We start from the raw sequence: 22,714 nt of genomic DNA, 5'->3' as shown, positions 1-22,714 counted from the left end.
GGCACTGCCGAGATCGGGGAACTCCTGCAACGTCTGAGGTGCAGGCCGGCTCTCGCGCCCGGCCTGCCCTCGGTGGATGATCCCTCTTGGGCCGGTCGCATCGACGACCGGTCCAAGAGGGATCATGAGCTCACCTACGCAACGAGGGGTTCAACGATGGAATACCGGCATCTCGGCAACAGCGGCTTGATCATCAGTGAGATCGCCTACGGCAACTGGCTGACCCACGGCTCTCAGGTCGAGGAGGAGGCCGCCCTCGCCTGTGTGCGAGCCGCACTCGACGCGGGCATCACGACGTTCGACACCGCTGACGTCTACGCCGAGACCCGCGCCGAGTCGGTGCTCGGGCGGGCGCTGAAGGGTGAGCGTCGCGAGGGGATCGAGATCTTCACCAAGGTGTACTGGCCCACCGGCCCCGGCAAGAACGACCGAGGGCTGTCGCGCAAGCACATCATGGAGTCGATCGACAACTCCCTGCGCAGGCTCGAGACCTCGTACGTCGACCTCTACCAGGCGCACCGGTTCGACCGGTTCACGCCGCTGGAGGAGACCATGGAGGCGTTCGCCGACGTGGTCCACTCCGGTAAGGCGCTGTACATCGGCGTATCTGAGTGGTCGGCCGATCAGATACGGCGGGCACACGCGCTGGCGCGGGAGCTGCGGATCCCGCTGGTGTCGAGCCAGCCCCAGTACTCGATGCTGTGGCGGGTGATCGAGGGTGAGGTCGTGCCGACCAGCGAGGAACTGGGCATCGGGCAGATCGTGTGGTCGCCGATCGCCCAGGGCGTGCTGACCGGCAAGTACCTGCCCGGACAGCAGCCGCCGGCCGGGTCGCGGGCGACGGACGACCGGGGCTCGGCGATGATCAGCCGCTTCATGCGCGACGAGGTGCTCGAGGCGGTGCAGCGGCTCAAGCCGCTGGCCGACGAGGCGGGCCTGACCCTGGCTCAGCTCGCGGTCGCGTGGGTGCTGCAGAACAGCAACGTGTCCGCCGCGATCGTCGGCGCGTCCCGGCCGGAGCAGGTCGCGGAGAACGCGAAGGCGGCCGGTGTGACGCTGGACGCGGATCTGATGGCGCGCATCGACGAGATCGTGCTGCCGGTGGCGGTGACGGATCCGCATCTCGTGCACCAGAGCGTGCCGGCGCAGCGCCCCTGAGCCGGCGCAACCTCCGTACGGCCCCGCGCTTCCCTCGTGGCGGACGGGCGGGGCCGGCGCAGGGGGAGGCGCCAGCGGGCCGTGACAGCCGTTGATCAGCGACTGCCGGGTTCCGGGGCCGGCGCTCTCAACGCGGACGCGTGCATCACGTGGTCGATCGTCTCGGTCAGCGAGTTGCTCGCGGGGATCACCGTTTCGATCCCGCCGGGCAGCAGGTCCAGCGGCCTGTACCAGGACCGGAGTTCGGCCGCGGTGACCTCGTCGGCGATCGGTTTGGTGGCGTGCCGGGCGAGGGTTTCCTCGAAGGGCACGTCCAGGTAGAAGCAGTGGGTGCGGCCCGGGTAGTCGGCGAGCAGGCCGGCAAGCATGTCTCCGTAGTGCGCGACGTACATGAGTCCCTCAAGGACGGTGTGAAAGCCGTGCTCAAGGGCGTGACGGACGGTCAGGTCGATCAGTCCGATGTTCGCGCCGCCGGGGACGTCGCGCTCGCGCAGCACGTCGCGGCGGAGCGTGTCCTGGCTGACCAGCGCGATGCCGCGACCGTAGCGCTCGCGCAGTCCGGCCGCCACCGAACTCTTGCCGGAGGCGCTGTTGCCGCGCAGCACCACCAGTTGCGTGGAGGATGAGGCTGTCGTCATCCGGGCCACAGTAGCGAGACCGTCAGGGCCGCGACGGCCGATACCGCGGCAGAGGGAAGCTCAGGTTTTGGGACGAGGTCCGCTGCTCTCCCTCACCACCAGTTCCGTCGCCACCTCCACCCGGGTTGTCTCCGGCTGCTCCCCGGACAGCAGCCGCAGCACCATCCGGGCGGCGAGCGCGGTCATGTCGGCCAGGGGCGTGCGGATCGTCGTCAGGCGTGGGGTGACCCAGTCCGCGAAGGGCAGGTCGTCGAAGCCGACCACGCTGACGTCGGCCGGGATGCGCAGGCCAAGTTCGGCGGCGGCCCGGTAGGTACCCAGTGCCTGGTGGTCGCTGCCGGCGAAGATCGCGGTCGGGCGGTCGGGCAACGCCAGCAGTTCCAGGGCGTGTCGGTGTGCGAGACCGTGGGTGAAGTCGCCGTAGCGCACCAGCTCGGGATCGAAGGGCAGACCGGCCTCCGCCAGTGCCGAGCGGTAGCCGTCGACCCGCGCCCGAGAGGTGAGCCGGCGCTCCGGGCCGCTGATGATGGCGATGCGCCGGTGACCCAGCTCGATGAGGTGGCGGGTCGCGGCCAGCCCGCCGGGCCAGTTCGTCGCGCCCACCCACGGCGTGCCCGGCGCGGGCTCGTCGATCGGCGCCACCAGCGCGTACGGGATGCCGAGCCGGCTCAGCTCCTCGTGCTGTTCGGGCGTCAGTTCGGGTACGACGAGAATCGCGCCGCGTGTGGAGCGGGTGGCCAGTGAGTCCAGCCACTGACGGGCGCGTTTGGTCCGGCCGTGGGTGGAGGAGACCACCAGCCCCATGCCCGCGTCGTGCAGCACGTCCTCCGCGCCCCGGATCAGCTCGACCGCCCAGGGGCTGTCCAGTTCGTTGATGACGAAGTCGATCAGTCCGCCGGGCGGGGCCGCGGTGGCCGCCGGACGGTGTTTCGCCAGATAGCCGTGCTGTTCCAACAGCCGCTGCACCTTGGCCCGCGTCGCCGCCGATACATCCGATCTGTCGTGCAGCACCTTGGAGACGGTGGACACCGATACGCCTGCCTGCTCGGCGATTTCGGCCAGCGTGCGCCGTCTTCCCTCGCTGGATCCTGTCCGAACCGTTGACGTCATCGGATGAATCTCCTACGTTGCCGGGGCGATCAGGCTTTGCGAAAACTATCGCAATCCTCGGTCCCGCAGTAAGGCTCCTCGGCGAAAAGGTGGTCCCCCATGAAGACCCCGACGAAGACCCGGAACACCCGCAGGAAGAGATGGCGCGCGGCGTCTCTGGCCGGGGCCGTGGCTCTGGTGCTGGCCGGCTGCGGAGGCACCGGTGGCGGTGCCGGCGGTTCGGGCGGCGGGAAGGGCGAGTTGCTGGTCTGGGTCGACAACACCCGTATGCCCGCCGCCCAGCAGTACAAGAAGGCCCACCCCGACCTGAAGATGCGCATCGTCACCATCCCGCCCGACGCGGGCTACGTGCCCACCAAGATCTCGCTCGCCAACCGCACCAAGAGCGGCTGGCCCGACGTGGTCTTCCTGGCCAACCCGGCCGAGGCGGCGACGCTCGCCGGCGAGAAGTTCGGCTACGCGGCCCCGCTCGACGGCCTCGTCGCGAAGTCCGTCCGGGACGGGTTCACCCCCGGCTCCCTCGACACCTGCACGTTCGGTGGCAAGACGTACTGCCTGCGCAACGACATCGCCCCCACCGTTCTCTGGTACGACGCGACGCTGATGAAGCGATACGGCTACCAGGTCCCCAAGACCTGGGCCGAGTACCAGCGGACCGGTCTGAAGGCGGCCGAGGAACACCCCGGCACCATCGTCGGAGCCGTCAACGGCAAGTACGGCGCCGGGATCTACTTCGGCAGCAGCGGCTGCCCCACCCGCGACACGCTCAGCCTCACCGAGGTCCACATCGACCTCGGCGGGCCGACCTGCACCCGGGTCGCCGATCTGCTCCAGCCGCTCGCCCGTGAGAAGGCCGTCACCACCGTCGTACCCATCGACCCGGGCTTCGCCAAGTTCGGCAAGGGCGACAAGATCCTCATGCTGCCGGCCCCGGCCTGGTTCGGCGACTTCATGTTCGGCCCCGCCTTCAAGGTGCCCAAGGGCCGCATCTCCGCCGCACCCATGCCCACCTGGCCCGGCGAGAACAAGCCGTACGCCGGACAGGTCGGCGGCGGCGCCTTCCTCGTCTCCGCACACGCCGGCGGACGTACCAAGGAGGCGGCGGACCTGGTGCGCTGGATGACCACCGACGTGAACCTCCAGGCGAAGCAGCCCACCTATCCCGCCTTCACGGCAGCCGCGAAGAAGTGGGGCGAGGCCAAGTCGGAGGACCCGTACTACGCCTCGGACCCGATGCCCGCCCTCAGTGCGGCGGCGAACGCACTGCGCCCCGGCTTCGGCGCGGTCCGCTACGAGGCCGACTGGCAGAGCAGCTTCAACGACACGGTCGGCAAGACGATCGACTCCGGCGGCAATCTCCGCGGCACGCTGGGGAGTTGGCAGGACAAGCTGGAGGCGGCGGCCAAGACCAGCGGGTACACGGTCGGATGAGGACGCTCACGACACCCCGCCCACCTGTGGTGGCGGCGCCGTCCCCGGCGAGCCCCCGCCGTCGGCGCCGCCCCGCCCGTACCACCGCCGTCTGGATCCTCGTCGGCCCCTACACGGTCTTCCTCGCGGTGTTCGGGCTCGCGCCCGCCGGATACGCCCTGTGGACCTCGTTCGTCGACCACGGCTCCTTCTCCGGCGGGCGCGACTGGGCGGCCGTGTTCCAGGACTACCGGCTCGGCGAGGCGGCCGCCCACGTGACGACGTATCTGCTGCTGTGGCTGCCGATCCTGCTGCTGTCCGTCCTCTCCCTCGCCTTCACCCTGCACGCCCGCCCGGGCCGCTCGACGAGCGCGCTCCAACTCGTCTACTACCTGCCCGGCGCGGTCACCGGCTCGGCCGCCGCCCTGCTGTGGCTGTTCATGGTCAGCCCGGACAGCAGCCCGTTCTCCCCCCTGCTCAAGCTGATGGACGTCAAGAGCGCCACGGAGGCGCTGTCCGGTGGCAGCGTCATCGCCGTCCTCACCGTGATGGGCGTCGCGGTGCACGCCGGCGGCTGGATCGTGGTCCTGTACGGGGCGCTCAACGCGCTCCCGAGGGACGTCCTGGAGGCCGCGCAGGTCGACGGCGCCTCGGCCTGGCGGACCATGTGGCACATCAAGCTGCCGATGGTCCGTACGTACGTCGCCTTCGTGCTGATCTCCAGTTTCGCCTCCGGCAGTCAGGTGTTCGTCGAGCCCACCGTGCTGTCCACCGGCGCCCCGGGCCAGATCAGCCCCACCTGGTCCGTCAACCAGCTCGCCTACACCTACGCCACCCAGGACGGTGACTTCGGCAAGGCCGCCGCGCTGTCGCTGGCCATGCTCGCGGTCGGCGTACTGGCCGCCTGGATCGTGATCACCCGTACCCGTATGTACGCCACCGACTCCTCCGACTCCCGGTGAGTGAGGCGATGACCGCTCTGTCGCGCGGCGCCCGCGCCCTGTTCCTGCTCGGCGCGGCCGTCTTCTTCGGACTGCCCCTGCTCTGGCTGCTGCTCGCCCCCACCCGCACGGCCGACGACCTCACCACCGGCTCACCGCTCGGCTTCGGCTCACTGGGCAACGTGGGCGACGCATGGTCGCACCTGACGTCGTACAACGACGGCGAGATCACCCTGTGGATCGGGAACTCGATCGTCTACGCGGCGGCCAGTGTGGCCCTTGCCCTGCTGCTGTGTGTGCCCGCGGGCTATGTGCTCGCCAAACACGACTTCGCCGGCCGCCGTGTGCTGCTCACCTTGTCGGTGGTGACGATGATCCTGCCCCCGGCCGCGCTGGTCCTCCCGCTGTACCTGGAGATGTCGGCGCTCAACCTCACCGGCACGGTCTGGTCGGTGATCCTGCCGCTGTCCTTCTACCCGTTCGGGGTCTACCTCGCCTTCCTGCACTTCCAGGCGAACCTGCCCGACAGCCTGCTGGACGCCGGACGGGTCGACGGGGCGAGCGAACTGCGGCTGTTCTGGTCGGTCGCGGTGCCGCTGGCCCGGCCCGCCATCGCGCTGATCGCCTTCTTCGGCTTCGTCCGCTGCTGGACCGACTTCTTCCTGCCCTTCGTGATGCTCTCCGACGACCGCACCTTCACCCTCCAGCTGGGCCTGATGTCCCTGCTGCAGTCCACCGGTGCGGTCAACAACTCCAGCGGCTTCGCCGACCTCGACATCCACCAGCCGGAGGCGGCCCTGGCCGGGCTCGTGGCCTGCGCCCCGCTGCTGATCGGGTTCGTCCTCGCCCAGCGCTTCCTGCGCACCGGGCTGCTGGCCGGGGCGGAGAAGGGCTGATGCGCGGAGAGAGGCTGATCGACATGGACGCAGGAGGGCTGATGGACGACGAACGTGCCGAACTCGCGGCCGACGTAAGGCGATTGCTGGAGCCCGTCGCATCGCGTTTCAGTGCGGGCCGGGCACGCGTCCGGCTCGGCGTGAACACCGCTATCCACGACGACACGGCCGCCGAACTGGAGGCGTTCGCCCGGCCGTTATGGGGACTGGCGCCTCTGGCCGCGGGTGGCCAGGCCGTACCGAACACCGAGTTGTGGGTCCAGGGGCTCGCCCACGGCAGCGATCCCGCGCACCCCGAGTACTGGGGCGAGCCGGTCGACCGTGACCAGCGCATCGTGGAGATGGCCGCCATCGGCTTCGCGCTCGCCCTCGCCCCCGAGCAGTGGTGGGACCCGCTCAGCGGCCCCGAACGCGACCGGCTCGCCCGCTGGCTGCTCAGTGCGCTGTCCCGCCAGACCACCGACAACAACTGGCTCTTTTTCCCGGTACTGGTCAGCCTCGGCCTCGACCGGGTGGGGGTCTCCTACGACCGCTCGCTGATCACCGAGCGCCTCGACCGCCTGGAGACCTTCTGGCTCGGCGACGGCTGGTACGCGGACGGCCCCACGGAACGCCGCGACTACTACGTCCCGTGGGCCATGCACTTCTACGGGCTGCTCCACGACACGCTCACCGGCGGCGACCGTTTCAAGGAACGGGCGGCCCGGTTCGCCGGCGACTTCCGGCACTGGTTCGCAGACGACGGCGCCGCCGTCCCGTACGGCCGCAGCCTCACCTACCGCTGGGCACAGGCCGCGTTCTGGGGCGCGCTGCCGTTCGCGGGCGTCGACGTCCTGCCGTGGGGCGAGGTCAAGGGCTATCTGCTGCGGCACCTGCGCTGGTGGCGCGGGCGGCCGGTGACCGGGCCGGACGGGCTGCTGTCCATCGGATACGGCTATCCGCAGCCCGCGCTGGCCGAGCAGTACAACGCGCCCGGCTCGCCCTACTGGTCGCTCAAGGCGTATCTGCCGCTCGCGCTGCCGGCCCAGCACGCGTTCTGGACCGCGAAGGAGGAGCCGGCTCCCGCACTGCCCGCCGTCAGCGCCCAGCCGCACGCCGGGGCGGTACTCATGCGGGAGTCCGGCGACGTCACCCTGCTCGCCGGGCGTCAGCACCACCCGTGGGTGCGTCACGGTGCCGAGAAGTACGCCAAGTTCGCGTACTCGACCCGCTTCGGCTTCAGCCTGCCGAACGGCACGCTGGGGCTCGAACAGGGCGCTTACGACTCGATGCTGGCGCTGAGCGACGACGGCGGGGCGCACTACCGGGTGCGTGAGGAACCGGCCGCGCACTACGTCACCGCCGACACGGTCCTCAGCACCTGGCACCCGTGGCCCGACGTGGAGATCACCACCTGGCTGACGGCCGCCGTGCCCTGGCACGTACGGACCCACCGCATCCGCACCGCTCGCGCCCTGCACACCGCCGAGGGCGGCTTCGCCGTCGACCGGGACGCGGGCACGGACCGCGGGACCGGGCCGGCGTACGCGCGAGTGTCGGCGCCCGCCGGCCTCACCGGACTGCGCGACCTCGACGGCCGGCGCGAGGGCGAGGTCGTCGACTGCCTGCCCGGCACGAACGTCCTCGCACGACGCACCGCGCTGCCCGTGCTCGTCGGCCGGCTCCCGCCCGGTGAGCACTGGTTGCGGTGTGCCGTGCTCGGCGTCCCGGGCGGTCCCGAAGGCGAGACGGCCTGGCGAGAACCCCCGACCACCGCACGCTCCGCGACCGCATCACACCCCCCGACCGCATCACACCCCCCGACCACCGCTCATCCGACGACTGGAGACGGGACATGAGACTGAGACACCTGTCCGTACTGGCCGCCGTGACCGCGCTGCTGACCTCCCCGGTTCAGGCGCACGCGGCCCAGTCCGGCCACACGTACCACGTCGCTCCCCGCGGCAGCGACCACGCCTCCGGCACCCAGGCAAGCCCCCTGCATACCATCGGCGCCTGTCTCGACCGGGTACGCCCCGGCGACACCTGCCTGATCCACCAGGGCACCTACCGCGAACAGCTCACCCCGCCCTCCGGCACCGAGGGCGCCCCGATCACGATCGCCGCGTACGGCGACGGCCCCGTGACCGTCGACGGGACCGAGAAGGTGACCGGCTGGAAGGACGCCGGCGGCGGACTGATCGCCGCCGACACCGACCTGCCGCCCGACCCCGACTTCAACGCGGTGTTCGTGGACGACACCCGGGCCGCGGAGGGCCGTTGGCCCAACTCCGGTGCCGATCCGCTCAACACCACCTGGGCCGAGGCCGACACCACCTCCACGGACCAGCACATCGACGACACCGACCTGCCCGACGCCGACTGGACGGGCGCCACCGTGCACCTGTGGGCGGGGTCCAACCCGTGGGCCCAGCAGACCGGCACAGCCACGGCCTCGGCACCCGGCAAGCTGGACTTCAAGGGCGGCAACTACCGCTGCACCCCGTTGTGCATGGGCAACCAGCCCTACCGCAACTACTACCTCGTCGGATCGAAGGCCGCCCTCGACCAGCCGGGGGAGTGGTACTACGACGAGACGGCGCACCGGCTCTACATGGTCCCCCCGAAGGGCGGCATGGCCGGACACACGGTGACCGCCAAGCACCGGCTGTGGGGCGTCGACCTGAGTGACAGCTCGTACGTCACCGTGCGCGGCCTGGACCTGTGGGGAACCTCCCTGCGCACCGGCAAGTCCAGTACGGGAGTCGTGGTCGACCGACTGCACGCCACGTACATCTCCGAGTACTCCACCCTGCCCATGCCGCCGGACAGCGATCTCGCGATCGAGCCGGCCGAGGGCCACATCGTCGCCTCCCGCATCCTCGACTCCGGCATCCAGATCCTCGGCAGCGGCAACACGCTGAAGAACAGCGAGATCGCGCAGTCGGCCGGTGACGGCGTCCTGGTGCGCGGCAACGGCAACACCGTCACCAACAACTACATCCACGACGTCGGCTGGATGGGCAGCTACACGCCCGGAATCGAGATCAACGGCAACGGCCACACGGTCACCCACAACACGATCCGGCGCACCGGACGGGCGGCCATCGACACCGCCTACCAGATCAACGGCACCGAGTACCACGACAACCGCATCGCCTACAACGACATCTCCGAGTCGATGCGCACCTCCCGCGACGGTTCACCCTTCTACGTGTGCTGCTACCTGAACGGCACCGGAAGCTCCATCGACCACAACACCGCGCACGACTCCAGCGGCCAGAACGGCTTCTACGTCGACAACTACTCCGGCCACTTCCGGCTGCACCACAACGTCGCCTGGAACACCGGGGCCAGGGGCGTCTACTTCAACGGCCACACCGGCCCCAGCATCGCCAACGAGGACCACAACTCCAGCTACGGTGTGGGCATCGGTACCGCCTCGTCCGCCCTCGGCGGCGCGACGGACGCGTCCGGCTCGTACTTCAGCAACATCATCGGACCCAAGCCGGTCACCGCGACGCAGACCGGCAACCCGCTGCCGATCGTCCGCTCCAACCTGATCAGCGCCACCCCCGGCTACACGAACGCCGTCAACGGCGAGCTGTGGCTGACCCCCGGATCGCCCGCCATCGACGCGGGCGAGGTGGTCGACGGCATCACCACCGACACCCTGGGCACGGCTCCGGACCAGGGCGCCTACGAGTACGGCGCACCCATCTGGTCGACCGGCTGCGACCTGCCCGGGTGCCAGCAGCGGGTGCGGCACGGCAACTGGAGTGCCACCGCGAGCGACGGCACCGACGCCGCCGTCACCGTCGACGGTGACATCAACACCCGCTGGACGGGCGCCGCTCCGCAGGCCGCCGGCCAGTCCCTGACCGTCGACCTCGGCGAGAGCAAGACGTTCAACCGGCTCTCCCTCGACGCGGGCCGCGACACCGGCGGCCAGCAGCCGTACGGCTTCACGGTCTCCGTCAGCAGTGACGGCACGCACTGGGGCACGCCGCTCGCCCGGGTCTCCGGCCGTTCCTTCACCCAGGACGCGGTGTTCCCGCGCCAGACCAGCGCCCGCTATGTGCGGATCACGCTCACCGCGAGCGGTCCCGTGCCGTGGGTCGTCAACGACATCCGGCTGTACGGCGACGGGCCCGACGCCGCCTCGACGCTCCAGGCCGAACGGGCCACGACCGTACGAGGCGTTCAGCGCGGCACGGCGGCCACCGGAGTCCTCGGCTCCGGCGACTGGGTGGCCTTCCGCAAGGCGAACCTCCGCGGAAAGCACCTCACCGTACGATTCAACCCCACCTGCGCCAAGGGCTGTTCGCTCCAGCTGCGCCTGGACGCGCCGGACGGTCCGACGGTCGCATCGGTGCCCGTCACGGGTGCCGGGGACTGGCAGGAGCAGTCCGTGACCCTGAAACGGGAGGTCACCGGCACGCACGACCTCTACCTGGTGGCCAAGGGCACGGGGCGGATCGCCGCCCTCGACTGGCTGACGATCAGGCCCTGACGTCCGATGACCGGGCCGGGCGGCGGGAAACAGAACCTCGCTGCCCGGCCCCGTCGCGTCCGTATCACGCACGTTCGACCGCGTGCCTGCCGCGCGCGACCTGCGGGTCGGGCGTGCCCGCCCGCCTGCCCGCTTGCCTGCGCGGCAACTGCTGCGACGCGTGCCGCAACGAGCTGACCACGGGCTGACGGGAGACGACCATCGCGGCTGTGCGGTGCGCCGCCGCGCGGGCCGGAAAACCGGGTGCGTGCGGCCGGGACCGTCACCTACCGTGCTTGACATGCGCGTTGTGTTCACCAAAGGTCCCTGGACGAGCTACCACATCGCCGTACACCGGGAGACCGGTGCCGCGCTCGCCCCGCGCGGCGGGCCCGGGGGGCATCCGTATCTCCCGCACGACCTGGTGCACTTCCTCGTCGAGGCGGAGGCGGGCATCGAGCTCGGGGTCTACGGCCGGCTGGCCGCCGGTGACAACGGCCTGTTCTGGCCCGCCGACCCCGCGGAGCGCGCCAAGGCCGCCCGGCGCCGCAAGTCGAAGCGAGCGAAGTCGTCCCCCCAGGCGCGCGCCGACATGGCCAGGTCGGAAGAGCTGGCGGGCATCGCCCTACCCGTGTGGGAGGTGCGGCACGGCCACGCGAGGGAGCTGCCGGTGTATGTGACGGCGGGGGAGATCCCCCCGGTGGTCGACCGGATCGTGTCCCGCTTCGACGACTACGCCGACCGCTGGCACACGCTGCCGGTCGGAGGTTCGCTGACCCTGACCTGGTGACGCCGGACCGGTCCTCGAACAGGCCTCAGCGCCAGTCGGGTACGCCCGAGACGGGCGGCAGGTGAGTTTCGACCTTGGCCCGCACCTCCCGCATCACCGAGACGATGTGGGTCTCGTGTTCCGGTGTCAGGCGGGCCACCGGGACCGAGCAGCTGATGGCGTCGGTGGCCGGTGCGTCGTAGCGCAGGGCGAAACCGAAGCCGGCGATACCGGTCACCGTCTCCTCGCGGTCGATGGAGTAGCCGCGCTCACGCACCTGGGCCAGGTCGGCGATCAGCGCGCCGTGGTCGGTGTGCGTGTTCTCCGTGAGGGAGATCAACGGCCCGTGGGGGAGCCGGAGTTCGTCGTCGGCGCGCTCGGCGAGGAGCGCCTTGCCGAGCGCGCCGGCGTGGGCCGGTACCCGGCGTCCGACCCGGCTGATGGTGCGCAGGTACTCGTGGGACTCGCGGGTGGCGAGGTAGACGACGTCGGGGCCGTCGAGCCGCGCCAGGTGGATCGTCTCGCCGAGCGTGTCCGACGCCTCGTCCAGGTAGGGGCGGACCGCACGGACGCGTCGGTCGCCGTCGAGATAGCTGGTGCCGGTGAGCAGGGCACGGATGCCGATCCCGTAGAGGGAACCGGTGGCGTCGGTACGGACCCAGCCGCAGTCGACGAGCGTCCGGAGCAGTTGGTACATGCTGCTGCGCGGGACACCCAGGTCCTCCGCGAGCTGGTCCAGCCGCGAGGGTTCCGCGCCCCGTGCGGCGAGCAGTTCCAGCAGTGCGACGGTCCGCGCCGCCGACTTCACACCGCGGACACCTCTCCCCTCCGACATGGGCCCATCGTAAGTCCGCGCGAATCCGTGCCCGCCTACCCATTGACCCGTCCCGTTCATCCATCTAGCCTCCATCTGCATACGTAGACAGAGTCTGTATACAGGGATGGCGTGCGTGACAGGGATGAGTGTGGAGGCCGTGCGGACCGAAGGGGTCGCCGGGCCACTGGGTGGCGGAACGGTGAGCGGGGTAAGCCGACGGGCGGTTGTCGGTCATCGCGGGAATCGGCCACGGCCTGGCGCGGTCGTCGCGGTGCGTCCGTATCGCGGAGCGGGCCGACGCGGACGCGGCAGCCGTGCCGTCGGCGTCCCCGCCCGCTCCTCCGCCCTCCACGCCTTCGCACCCGAGAGCGCGAACGCCGTACTCGGCGCCGGACGACGACCCGTTTGACGCACCCGGGCGCACCCCGCGCCCACCCGGCGACACTGCGGGCGCGTGGTGTCCGCCGGATGACCCGCGGCCCGGGTCGGGAGCGGTCCGGGTCCGGAGCGGCCCCGACACGGTCGTACGTCCCCCCGCCGCCACACACGTCAGCGCCCCCTGCTTCTCCGGGGCGTGCGGCCGGCCACGCAGCACACCGATCGAGCCGTACGCGGAGCCGACAGCGCCGCCCACCGCTCACTGAACAGTTCAAAGGGGAACTGCCATGCCTCTCCTCGTAGTAGGAGTAAGTGTTCTGATCCTGCTTCTCCTCATGACCAGGCTGAGGCTCAACGGCTTCGCGGCCCTGCTGCTGGTGGCGGTCGGTGTCGCACTGGTCCGGGGAATTCCGGTGGCGACCATCCCGGACGTCCTGTCCGAAGGCATCGGCGGCCAGATCGGCGACACCATGCTCACCATCGGACTCGGCGCCATGGTCGGCCGCGTCATGGGGGACTCCGGTGCCGCGCAGCGAATAGCCGGCAAGCTCCTCGACGCGTTCGGACCCCGCTGGGTCCAGGTCGCCATGGTGGTCACGGCCATGCTGATCGGCGTGACCATGTTCTACGAGGTCGCCTTCATCATCATCGTGCCGATCGCGTTCACCCTGGTCCGGGTCACCGGGACGAAGCTGCTGTGGGTCGGACTGCCGATGTCCATCGCCCTGTCCACCATGCACAGTTTCCTGCCGCCGCACCCCGGCCCCACCGCCGTCGCCGCGACCTTCCACGCCTCCGTCGGACTGACCCTGTTCTACGGCCTGTTCATCGCCGTTCCCGCCGGTGCGCTCATCGCGCTGACCTGGCCTCGCCTTCCGTTCGTCCAGGCGATGAACCCCTCCATCCCCAAGGGACTGGTCAGCGAGCGCGAGTTCACCGACGAGGAGATGCCCGCGCTGAGCTGGTCGCTGTTCGTGGCGCTCTTCCCGGTGGCGCTCATCGTGGCCGCCGCCGTGACCGACATGGCCACCTCCACCGAGAGCCCGTTCCTGAACGTCGTCGCCTTCATCGGCTCGGCACCGATCGCGCTGCTGCTGACCCTGTGCCTGGCGGTCTGGGCGTTCGGGCCGCGGATCGGCCGGAGCCTGGAGGAGGTCGGCGCCTCCTGCACCTCGGCGGCCCAGGCGATGGCGATGATCCTCCTGGTGATCGGCGCCGGCGGGGCCTTCAAGAACGTCCTCGTCGAGGGCGGGATCTCCGACTACATCAAGGACGCCACGGACGGCTGGTCCATCTCGCCGATCATCCTCGCCTGGCTCGTCGCCGTCATCCTCCGCATAGCGCTCGGCTCGGCGACGGTCGCCGTCGTCACGGCCTCCGGCGTGGTGCTGCCGCTGCTGGCGGGCAGTGGGGTGCACCCCGAGATGATGGTGCTCGCCGTCGCCTGCGGTTCCATCGCCTGCTCCCATGTCAACGACCCGGGATTCTGGCTGTTCAAGGAGTACTTCAACCTCTCCGTCATCGAAGCGATCAAGGTCCGTACCACCTATACGACGGTCCTGGCCGTCCTCGGGCTGGGCGGCGTGCTGGTGGCCGAGTGGGCCCTCGACGTCCTCAGTCTCTGAACCGGGAAGACTCCCGAACCGCGGAAACCTCCGCCCCATCACCTCACCACCGCAGAAGGGCACCCATGAGCATCGGACAGCCGACCGTCACGGCGTTCTCCGTCTACCCGGTCGCCGGCCGGGACAGCATGGAGCTGAATCTCTCCGGCGCGCACGGGCCCTACTTCACCCGCAACATCGTCGTCCTCACCGACTCGGAGGGACGTACCGGACTGGGGGAGGTGCCCGGCGGCGAGAAGATCACCCAGACACTGCGCGACGCCGAATCCCTCGTCGTCGGGGCGAAGGTGGGCGACTACAAGCGCGTCCTGCGTGAGATCGGCGACCGGTTCGCCGACCGTGACGCCGGCGGGCGGGGCGCCCAGACCTTCGACCTGCGGACCACCGTCCACACGGTCACGGCCGTCGAGTCCGCGCTGCTCGACCTCCTCGGACAGCACCTCGACGTGCCCGTCGCCGCGCTCCTGGGCGACGGCCGACAGCGGGACGCCGTACGGGTATTGGGCTACCTCTTCTACGTCGGCGACCCGGACCGGACCGACCTGGAGTACGTCCGCGAACCCGGCTCCCCGGTGGAGTGGTACCGGATCCGGCACGAGGAGGCCCTGTCGCCGGAGGCGATCGTCCGGCAGGCCGAGGCGGCGTACGACCTCTACGGGTTCCGGGACTTCAAGCTCAAGGGAGGCGTTCTGGAGGGTGCCGAGGAGGTCGCGGCCGTACGCGCCCTGAAGAACCGCTTCCCCGAGGCCCGGATCACCCTCGACCCGAACGGCGCATGGTCGCTGCGTGAGGCGGTCGAGCTGTGCCGGCCTCTGGTCGGCACCCTCGCCTACGCCGAGGATCCCTGCGGAGCGGAAGGCGGCTACTCCGGACGGGAGATCCTCGCCGAGTTCCGTCGCGCCACCGGTCTTCCCACCGCGACCAACATGATCGCCACGGACTGGCGTCAGATGGCCCACGCCCTGGCCCTCCAGTCGGTGTCCATCCCGCTGGCCGACCCGCACTTCTGGACCATGCAGGGCTCGGTCCGCGTGGCGCAACTGTGCAACGCGATGGGCCTGACCTGGGGCTGCCACTCCAACAACCACTTCGACATCTCGCTGGCCATGGTGACCCACTGCGGCGCCGCGGCCCCCGGCGAGTACAACGCCCTGGACACCCACTGGATCTGGCAGGAAGGGCTGGAACGGCTCACCACCGCCCCTCCCCGCATCGTCGGCGGCGAGATCGCCGTCCCTGACGCCCCGGGGCTGGGGGTGAGCCTCGACATGGACCGGCTCCTCGCGGCCCACGACCTCTACCAGGAGAAGGCCTTGGGGGCCCGCGACGATGCCGTCACCATGCAATACCTGATCCCCGGCTGGGAGTTCGACGGCAAGCGCCCCTGCCTGGTCCGGTAGGTCACCTGGCTGATCTTTCGTCCGTCGGTCCCCGCAGGACTGTCCTGCGGGGCACAAGGGCACAAGGGTGATGGACTGAACCGGAGCCGTGCGGTGCGCGGCGGTGCGGTGGTTGCGGGCGAGATCTCTTGGAGGAACAGGTGACGGTGGCTCGGGTCGGCCTGGTCGTACACGGTGGCCGCTCGGAGGCCGCGGAGGCGGCCCGGGTGGTTCGCGCATGGTGCGAGGAGCACACCGTGCCGTGTACGGACATCGATGTGTGGCACGAGGGCGAGCGGCGCAGCTCCCATGAGGAGGTCGAGGCCGCCGGCCACCCCGACCTGATCGTCACCCTGGGCGGCGACGGCACCTTTCTGCGCGGCGCTCGCCTGGCCGCGCAGAACGACGCGCTGGTCCTGGGCGTCGACCTGGGGCGGGTGGGCTTCCTGACGGAGGTGCCGGCGGCCGGGGTGCGCGCGGCGCTGGACGCGGTACGCGAGGAGCGGCTCGCGATCGACAGCCGTATGCTGCTCACCCTGCGGGCCTCCCGCCGCCTGGAGGTGCCGGCGGACATGGAGGAATGGATGAAGTACGGCAGGGGACCGCTCCTGCCGCCGCCTCAGGTGCGCCCTGACTGCGAGGTCGACGACGAGTGGGGCATCCCCCTCAACGTCACCGCGCTCAACGACATCGTCCTGGAGAAGCTGGCCAGGGACCGGCAGGTGTCGGTCGGGGTCTATATCGCCGGCCGGCTCCTGGCGTCGTACTCGGCCGACGCGTTGCTGGTGGCCACCCCGACCGGCTCGACCGCCTACAGCTTCGCCGCAGGTGGTCCCGTTGTCTCGCCCCGCGCCGACGCCCTCGTCTTCACGCCGGTCGCCCCGCACATGGCGTTCGACCGGTCGGTGGTCACGGCCCCCGACGAGCCCGTCGGGCTGCGTGTCCTCGAACGCTCGGGCCCGGCCGCGGTCAGCATCGACGGCCAACTGCGGGGCGTTCTCGGACCGGGGGACTGGATCGGCGTCTACGCCGCCCCGCGCCGGCTGCGGGCCGTACGGCTGGGGCGGATGGACTTCTACGGCCGGCTGCGCGAACGGATGAACCTGACCGACGCGCCGGCCGCGGTAGCCGACGGATCCCCCGCTCCGCTCTGGTCGGTGACCTCGCCTCCGCCCGGAGACCTCGCCCATCTGACGTCGCTGACGACCGAGGACCGTCCGTCCCGCCCGCTGTGACCCACCCGACCTGCCGTTCACCGGCGTGACGGTGAGGCCCCGCTCGGCGCCGATCCGGCCCGGACGCGTCAGCGCGGCCGCCCCCGGTGGCGCACCCGGCGCGGTATCCCGCTGCGGTCGGTGTGCGGGCACCACCTGTTGCCGTTCGTCGGGACCGCGCGCGTCGGCTACCTGCCCGGCCGGCGCACCCTCGGCCTGTCCGAACCGGCCCGGTCGTCGGGCACTTCGCCTGCCGGCCCCAGGTGCAAGAACGCCTCACCAAACAGGTCGCCGGCTGGTTGCACGCGCACCTGGCACCCAAACGCGTCACGTGCTCCAGGAGGGCGTGATACCGAGTCGTTCCGCGAGCTCGTGGGCGCTGATGCCGTAGGTCTCCCGGATCCGTACGCCGTCGGGGCCGACGTCGAAGACGCCGCAGTCCGTGTAGACGCGGCTGACGCAGCCGACGCCGGTGAGCGGGTAGGTGCACCGCGGCACGAGCTTCGGTTCACCGGAGCGGGTGAAGAGCGTCATCATCACGTAGACGTCCTTGGCGCCGATGGCCAGGTCCATGGCGCCGCCGACGGCAGGGATGTCGTCGGGCTTGCCGGTGGTCCAGTTGGCGAGATCGCCGTCGAAGGCGACCTGGTAGGCCCCGAGGACGCAGACATCGAGGTGCCCGCCGCGCATCATCGCGAAGGAGTCGGCGTGGTGGAAGTACGCCGCCCCCGGCAGCTCGGTCACCGGGACCTTGCCCGCGTTGGTCAGGTCGGGGTCGACCGCGTCGCCCTCGGCCTTCGGACCCATGTTGAGCATGCCGTTCTCGGTGTGCAGCACCACTCCGGAGCCGGCCGGCAGGTGGTCTGCGATCTTGGTGGGCTGCCCGATACCGAGGTTGACGAAGGAACCGGCCGGGATGTCGCGTGCGATGACGGCGGCCAACTCGTCCATCGAGAGCCGGCGGCCGGCGTGCGCCTGGTCGCTCGAGGTCATGGTCATCGCGCCCCCTGCACGGTGTAGTGACGGGCCTGCACCTGGACGACCCGGTCGACGTAGATGGACGGGGTGACGATGGCCTCGGGGTCGAGCTTCCCGGGCTCGACGACCTCGTCGACCTGGACGACGGTCGTCGTCGCGGCCGTGGCCATGACCGGTCCGAAGTTGCGGGCGGTCTTGCGGTAGACGAGGTTGCCCATCGCGTCCGCGACGTGCGCGCCGATCAGTGCGTAGTCGCCCTTGATGGGGTACTCCAGCAGGTACTTCCGGCCGTCGATCTCCCGCTCCTCCTTGCCCTCGGCCAGCGGCGTGCCGACCGCGGTCGGGCAGTAGAACGCGCCGATGCCGGCACCGGCCGCGCGCATCCGCTCGGCGAGGTTGCCCTGCGGCACCACCTCGAGCTCGATCTTCCCTTCGCGGTAAAGGGCGTCGAAGACCCACGAGTCGGCCTGGCGCGGGAAGGAGCAGAGCACCTTGCGCACCCGGCCGGCGGCCAGCAGCGCGGCCAGTCCGACATCGCCGTTGCCGGCGTTGTTGGAGACGATCGTGAGGTCCTTCGCGCCCTGGCGGATGAGCGCGTCGATCAGATCGAACGGCATCCCGGCCAGGCCGAAACCGCCGACGAGGATCGTGGACCCGTCCTCGATGCCGGCGACCGCCGCATCGGTGCTCTCGACGACCTCCGCCCGGCTCACCGGGCCACCCCCGTGACGTCGCAGTTCTCCAGTACGACGGCCAGGCCCTGACCGACTCCGATGCAGATCGCCGCGACGCCGTAGCGCTGCTTCGTCTCCCGCAGCACCTTGGCCAGCGTGGCGAGGACGCGGCCGCCCGAGGCGCCCAGCGGGTGCCCGATCGCGATGGCGCCGCCCTTCTGGTTGACGATGGCGGGGTCGACCTTCCACGCGTCGAGGCAGGCGAGCGACTGCACGGCGAAGGCCTCGTTGAGTTCGACCGCGCCCACCTGGTCCCAGCGGATCCCGGCCCGGGCCACCGCACGGTTCGCGGCCTCGACCGGGGCATAACCGAATGCCTGCGGCTCCAGCGCCATCACGCCGCGGCCGGCGATGCGGGCGATCGGGTCGGCCCCGATACTGGCCGCGGCCCTCTCGCTGCCCAGCAGCACCGCGGAGGCACCGTCGTTGAGCGGGCTGGCGTTGCCCGCGGTGATGGTGCCGCCCTGCTCCGGGGTACGGAAGACCGGCTTGAGCCCCGCCAGTACCTCCGGCGTGGATCCGGCCCGGATGCCCTCGTCGCGGGCCAGGTCGACGCCGTCGACCGGCACCACGAGGTCGTCGTAGAAGCCCGACTCCCAGGCAGCGTGGGCGAGTTGGTGGGAGCGGGCGGCGAACTCGTCCTGCCGCTCGCGGGAGATCCCGTAGCGCGCCCCGAGCTGCTCGTTGGCCTCGCCGAGGCTGACGGTCCACTCCTTCGGCATCCGCGGGTTGACCAGCCGCCAGCCGAGCGTGGTGGAGACCGCGGTGACGTCGCCGGCCGGGAACGGTTTCGCCGACTTCGGCAGCACCCACGGTGCACGTGTCATCGACTCCACGCCGCCGGTCAGCACCACCTCGGCGTCGCCGGACTCGATCGTCCGGCTGGCCGCCATCGCCGCGTCGAGGCTCGAACCGCACAGCCGGTTGACCGTGGTGCCGGGCACGCTCACCGGAAGCCCGGCGAGCAGCGCCGCCATGCGGCCGACGTTGCGGTTCTCCTCGCCGGCGCCGTTGGCGTTGCCCCACACCACGTCGTCGATCGCGGCGGGGTCGAGGCCCGGCACCCGGGCGAGCGTCGAGGTGATCGCGGCGGCGGCGAGGTCGTCGGGGCGGACGCCGGCCAGCGCGCCGTTGAAGCGGCCGAACGGCGTCCGCGTCGCGGCGAACATGAAAGCACTCATGGCAGCGACGCTAGTGCCGGACCGCGATATTCTGAAGTACGCATATCCGAGACGATTGATACGGACAACATATGGATCTGCGCCACCTGCGGTACTTCGTGGCAGTCGCCGAGGAGCGCCACTTCGGTCGCGCGGCCGAGCGGCTCCACATGGCCCAGCCGCCGCTCTCCACGCAGATCCGCCAGCTCGAGGCCGAACTCGGCGTCGAACTGCTCCACCGCACCACACGCCGCGTCGATCTCAGCGAAGCCGGCCGGGCCTACCTCGAGCGGGCGCGTGCGATCCTCGCCGACGTCGACGAGGCCGCCCACCACGCACGGCTCGTCGCCGCCGGCGCGGTGGGCCACCTCGCGATCGGGTGCGTGGGCTCGGCGACGTACAGCCTCCTGCCCGCGCTCTCGCGGCGGCTCACGGAGGAGCTTCCCGGCGTCGACTTCTCCTTCCGCGGCGAGATGCTCGCGCCCGACCAGGTCGAGGCGCTGCGCACCGGCGCGATCGACGTCGCGCTGCTGCGCCCGGTGGCGGCCGACCCCTCCCTCACCGTGCACACCCTGCGCCGGGACCGGCTCGTCGTCGCCGTACCGGTCGACCACCCCCTCGCCCGCCGGAAACGGTTGCGGGCGGCGGACCTGGCCGGTGCCGACCTGATCGTGCACTCCGCCGACCGCCGGTCGGTGATGTACGACGTCGTGCTGGGCCTGCTGCGCGACGCCGGTGTCGAGCCGCACATCCGCCACGAGGTCGGCGAGACCTCGACGCTGATCACGCTCGTGGCCGGCGGCCTGGGTGTCGCCGTCGTGCCCGAGCCCGTGACCGCGCTGGCGCTCGACGGCGTCGCCTACCTACCGCTGGCCGGGGCCGACGCACGCGTGGAGCTGGCCGTCGCCCACCGCGCCGAACGCCGCGAGCCGCACCTGGCGCGCACCGTGGGGATCATCCGGGCGACGTTCTGAGACATCCGCCGACGCCGGGCAGGGCCGCGCCCCCGCTCGGATGGCGCGACCAGCCTGCCTGGTCACGTCGAGAGGCTCGGTGACCCCTGCGCAGGCGCCTTTTTCGGTTCCTCCGGAACCGGCCGTTCACATGGCGAGCTCCTTGGTGATGCGGTCCAGCATGAATGCCGAGGACTCGCGGGCCCGTTCCTCCCAGGCGAAGACGCAGGCGGTGGCGACGCCGTCGAAGTTCAGTTCGCGAAGGGTGCCGAAGAAGGCGTCCCAGTCGACCTCGCCCTGGCCGATGTCGAGGTGCTGATGGATTCGGGCAGGGGTGCCGGGCGGGTTGAGGATGTAGCGCAGGCCGGAGGAACCCTTGTGGTCGAAGGAGTCGGCGATGTGCACGTGGTGGAGCTTGTCGCCCGCGTAGCGCATCATCGCCGCGATGTCCGCGCCGACCTCGCAGGCCCCGGAGAGGTGGAAGGAGTGCGGGGCGCAGTAGAGGTAGTTCACCCAGGGCTTGTTGACGGCGCGGACGAGATCGACCGCCGGGGTGTTCTCCTCGCAGAAGTCGTCCGGGTGAGCTTCCAGGTCGAGGGCGATGCCCTCGCGTTCGAAGAGCGGGAGGAGCTCCTCCAGGGAGCGCCAGAACGCGGCTTCGCTCTCGGCGGCGCGCTCGGGGCGTCCGTTGAACTCCGAGTTCATCAGCGGGCATTCGAGGTCGGCCGTGATCTCGATCATGCGTTTCCAGTAGCGGACGGCGGTCTGCCGCTCGGTCTCGTCCGGGGACGACCACTTGTAGAGGGGCAGCACGGAGGACAGCCGCACGCCGTGCGTGCGCAGCGACTTCTTCAGTGCCGCGATGCGCGCGTCGTCCGCCCGCGGGTGGAGGAAGAACGGCATGAAGTCGTCGCGCGGGGACAACTCGATGTAGTCGTAACCGAGTTCGGCGACGGTGCGCACCATGTCGTCGATCGGCAGGGCACGGAACATGTACGGGTCGAGGGCGATCTTCACGCGGCACCTCCGTAGAAGGCGGGACGGGGTTTGAGGTCGGTGGCGACGACGCGGCCTGATTCCAGGGCCTCGACGGTCGCGCTGGTGATGACGGTGGCGGCGTAGCCGTCCCACGCGGAGGGGCCGCTGGGCTCGGTGCCGGCGGCGAGGCCCGCGATCCACTCGCGGAACTCGCTGTCGAAGGCGTCCGCGAAGCGGCCCATCCAGTCGGTGAGTACCTCCGTGCTGTGCCCTCCGGCGCTGCGCACGCCGACCGCGGCCGGGTCGGGCAGCCGGGCCAGCCCTTCCTCGCCGACCGCTTCGCACTGGATGTCGTAGCCGTACTGGCAGTTGACGAAGACCTCCAGATCGATGCGGACGCCCTTGGCGGTCTCGAAGAGCATGATCTGCGGGTCCTTGAGGTGCGCGAACCGCTTGCTCGTGGCTCGGGGCGTGACCACCTGGGTGGACACGATCTCGTCGTCGAGCAGCCAGCGCAGCACGTCCACCTCGTGCACCGCAGTGTCCAGGGCGGCCATGGCGGAGGTGTACGCCTTGGGCGCGGTCGGGTTGCGATGGGCGCAGTGCACGATCAGCGGCTCACCGATGCGTCCGGAGTCGATGACCTGTTTCAGCTGCCGGTATCCGGCGTCGTAGCGGCGCATGAAGCCGACCTGCACGAGGCGGCGACCGTGTGCCGTCTCGGCCTCGATGATCTTCAGGCAGTCCTCGGCGGCCGTGGCCAGGGGCTTCTCGCAGAAGACCGGTTTCCCGGCGGCCACCGCGTTCAGCACGTGCTCGGCGTGGGTCGGGCCCCAGGACGTCACGAGGACGGCGTCGACGTCGTCCGCCTCGATCAGGGTCACGCCGTCGGGCAGCACTCGGGCGCCGACCGGCGCCGCTGCCTCCTCGGCGCGGACGGCGTCGATGTCGGTGACCGCGGTGACGCGGGCGCCTGTGACGGTGTCGGTGAGGCGCCGGATGTGCTCCGTGCCGATCCAGCCGGCGCCGATGACGCCTACACGCACAGTCATGGGTGGTGGTCCTTTCAGCGGCCCCGGACCGTCGTCGGCACGGGGAGGGGGGG

General features: G+C 70.7%; 19 protein-coding genes and 1 pseudogene. 12 read left to right on the top strand and 8 right to left on the bottom strand.

What is annotated here, in order from left to right:
- The first annotated feature begins 156 nt into the window (after window positions 1-156).
- Window positions 157-1,158, top strand: a complete 1,002-nt coding sequence (locus tag ACIBK3_RS16110) for an aldo/keto reductase family protein (protein ID WP_399365970.1) — start codon at window positions 157-159, stop codon at window positions 1,156-1,158.
- 95 nt (window positions 1,159-1,253) lie between these two features.
- Here ACIBK3_RS16110 and ACIBK3_RS16105 read toward each other — a convergent pair whose 3' ends face one another.
- Complete coding sequence (locus tag ACIBK3_RS16105) at window positions 1,254-1,796, bottom strand: AAA family ATPase (RefSeq protein WP_399365968.1); 543 nt, start codon at window positions 1,794-1,796, stop codon at window positions 1,254-1,256.
- 60 nt (window positions 1,797-1,856) lie between these two features.
- Window positions 1,857-2,906 carry a LacI family DNA-binding transcriptional regulator gene (locus tag ACIBK3_RS16100; RefSeq protein ID WP_399365966.1) on the bottom strand — a complete coding sequence of 350 codons (1,050 nt, stop codon included), beginning with the start codon at window positions 2,904-2,906 and terminating at the stop codon, window positions 1,857-1,859.
- Window positions 2,907-3,005: 99 nt separating this feature from the next.
- Between ACIBK3_RS16100 and ACIBK3_RS16095 the strand changes: the two genes are divergently transcribed.
- From ACIBK3_RS16095 to ACIBK3_RS16070, 6 genes are all read left to right on the top strand, one after another.
- A complete protein-coding gene (locus ACIBK3_RS16095; RefSeq protein WP_399365964.1) occupies window positions 3,006-4,337 on the top strand; it encodes an ABC transporter substrate-binding protein in 1,332 nt (443 codons plus the stop codon).
- Window positions 4,334-5,278, top strand: coding sequence for a carbohydrate ABC transporter permease (locus tag ACIBK3_RS16090; RefSeq protein WP_399365962.1), 945 nt, complete (start codon window positions 4,334-4,336; stop codon window positions 5,276-5,278). Before ACIBK3_RS16095 ends, ACIBK3_RS16090 begins: the two co-directional genes overlap by 4 nt.
- 8 nt (window positions 5,279-5,286) lie before the next feature.
- Window positions 5,287-6,153 carry a carbohydrate ABC transporter permease gene (locus tag ACIBK3_RS16085; protein ID WP_399365960.1) on the top strand — a complete coding sequence of 289 codons (867 nt, stop codon included), beginning with the start codon at window positions 5,287-5,289 and terminating at the stop codon, window positions 6,151-6,153.
- A 41-nt stretch (window positions 6,154-6,194) separates the two neighbouring features.
- On the top strand, window positions 6,195-7,991 hold the full coding sequence (locus ACIBK3_RS16080) for a DUF2264 domain-containing protein (protein WP_399365958.1): 1,797 nt from the start codon (window positions 6,195-6,197) through the stop codon (window positions 7,989-7,991).
- Window positions 7,988-10,645, top strand: coding sequence for a discoidin domain-containing protein (locus tag ACIBK3_RS16075; protein WP_399365956.1), 2,658 nt, complete (start codon window positions 7,988-7,990; stop codon window positions 10,643-10,645). The genes ACIBK3_RS16080 and ACIBK3_RS16075 overlap by 4 nt, the downstream gene beginning before the upstream one ends.
- 280 nt (window positions 10,646-10,925) lie before the next feature.
- Window positions 10,926-11,414 (top strand): hypothetical protein, encoded by a 489-nt coding sequence (locus tag ACIBK3_RS16070; RefSeq protein WP_399365954.1) that lies wholly within the window; start codon window positions 10,926-10,928, stop codon window positions 11,412-11,414.
- A 25-nt stretch (window positions 11,415-11,439) separates the two neighbouring features.
- Here ACIBK3_RS16070 and ACIBK3_RS16065 read toward each other — a convergent pair whose 3' ends face one another.
- On the bottom strand, window positions 11,440-12,228 hold the full coding sequence (locus tag ACIBK3_RS16065) for an IclR family transcriptional regulator (RefSeq protein WP_399365953.1): 789 nt from the start codon (window positions 12,226-12,228) through the stop codon (window positions 11,440-11,442).
- Between the two features lie 647 nt (window positions 12,229-12,875).
- Here ACIBK3_RS16065 and ACIBK3_RS16060 point away from each other — a divergent pair.
- The 4 genes and pseudogenes from ACIBK3_RS16060 to ACIBK3_RS16045 form a co-directional block, all read left to right on the top strand.
- Window positions 12,876-14,213, top strand: coding sequence for a gluconate:H+ symporter (locus tag ACIBK3_RS16060; RefSeq protein ID WP_399365951.1), 1,338 nt, complete (start codon window positions 12,876-12,878; stop codon window positions 14,211-14,213).
- A 71-nt stretch (window positions 14,214-14,284) separates the two neighbouring features.
- The gene (locus ACIBK3_RS16055) at window positions 14,285-15,613 is read left to right on the top strand and encodes an enolase C-terminal domain-like protein (protein ID WP_399366824.1); all 1,329 of its coding nucleotides are present in this window, start codon (window positions 14,285-14,287) and stop codon (window positions 15,611-15,613) included.
- A gap of 140 nt (window positions 15,614-15,753) precedes the next feature.
- Complete coding sequence (locus ACIBK3_RS16050; RefSeq protein WP_399365949.1) at window positions 15,754-16,827, top strand: NAD(+)/NADH kinase; 1,074 nt, start codon at window positions 15,754-15,756, stop codon at window positions 16,825-16,827.
- Window positions 16,828-16,926: 99 nt separating this feature from the next.
- Window positions 16,927-17,135: pseudogene (locus tag ACIBK3_RS16045) on the top strand (GTP cyclohydrolase I); the annotation flags it as partial.
- Here ACIBK3_RS16045 and ACIBK3_RS16040 read toward each other — a convergent pair.
- From ACIBK3_RS16040 to ACIBK3_RS16030, 3 genes are read right to left on the bottom strand one after another with little or no spacing between them, the layout of a single operon-like run.
- A complete protein-coding gene (locus tag ACIBK3_RS16040) occupies window positions 17,134-17,805 on the bottom strand; it encodes a 3-oxoacid CoA-transferase subunit B (RefSeq protein ID WP_399365947.1) in 672 nt (223 codons plus the stop codon). The pseudogene ACIBK3_RS16045 and the gene ACIBK3_RS16040 sit on opposite strands and share 2 nt — an antisense overlap.
- Window positions 17,802-18,497 carry a 3-oxoacid CoA-transferase subunit A gene (locus tag ACIBK3_RS16035; RefSeq protein ID WP_399365945.1) on the bottom strand — a complete coding sequence of 232 codons (696 nt, stop codon included), beginning with the start codon at window positions 18,495-18,497 and terminating at the stop codon, window positions 17,802-17,804. The genes ACIBK3_RS16040 and ACIBK3_RS16035 overlap by 4 nt, the downstream gene beginning before the upstream one ends.
- Window positions 18,494-19,699, bottom strand: coding sequence for a thiolase family protein (locus ACIBK3_RS16030; RefSeq protein WP_399365944.1), 1,206 nt, complete (start codon window positions 19,697-19,699; stop codon window positions 18,494-18,496). Before ACIBK3_RS16030 ends, ACIBK3_RS16035 begins: the two co-directional genes overlap by 4 nt.
- A gap of 71 nt (window positions 19,700-19,770) precedes the next feature.
- Between ACIBK3_RS16030 and ACIBK3_RS16025 the strand changes: the two genes are divergently transcribed.
- Window positions 19,771-20,652 (top strand): LysR substrate-binding domain-containing protein, encoded by an 882-nt coding sequence (locus tag ACIBK3_RS16025; RefSeq protein WP_399365942.1) that lies wholly within the window; start codon window positions 19,771-19,773, stop codon window positions 20,650-20,652.
- Window positions 20,653-20,778: 126 nt separating this feature from the next.
- On the opposite strand, the gene ACIBK3_RS16020 is transcribed toward ACIBK3_RS16025, so the two are convergent.
- On the bottom strand, window positions 20,779-21,648 hold the full coding sequence (locus tag ACIBK3_RS16020) for a sugar phosphate isomerase/epimerase family protein (protein ID WP_399365940.1): 870 nt from the start codon (window positions 21,646-21,648) through the stop codon (window positions 20,779-20,781).
- Window positions 21,645-22,661 (bottom strand): Gfo/Idh/MocA family oxidoreductase, encoded by a 1,017-nt coding sequence (locus ACIBK3_RS16015; protein WP_399365938.1) that lies wholly within the window; start codon window positions 22,659-22,661, stop codon window positions 21,645-21,647. Before ACIBK3_RS16015 ends, ACIBK3_RS16020 begins: the two co-directional genes overlap by 4 nt.
- Window positions 22,662-22,714 lie beyond the last annotated feature (53 nt).

The organism is Streptomyces sp. NPDC050287, assembly GCF_044459385.1.
GTDB lineage: Bacteria > Actinomycetota > Actinomycetes > Streptomycetales > Streptomycetaceae > Streptomyces.
Note: the sequence above shows the minus strand (reverse complement) of the source record. Positions and strands in the feature narration are given on the sequence as shown.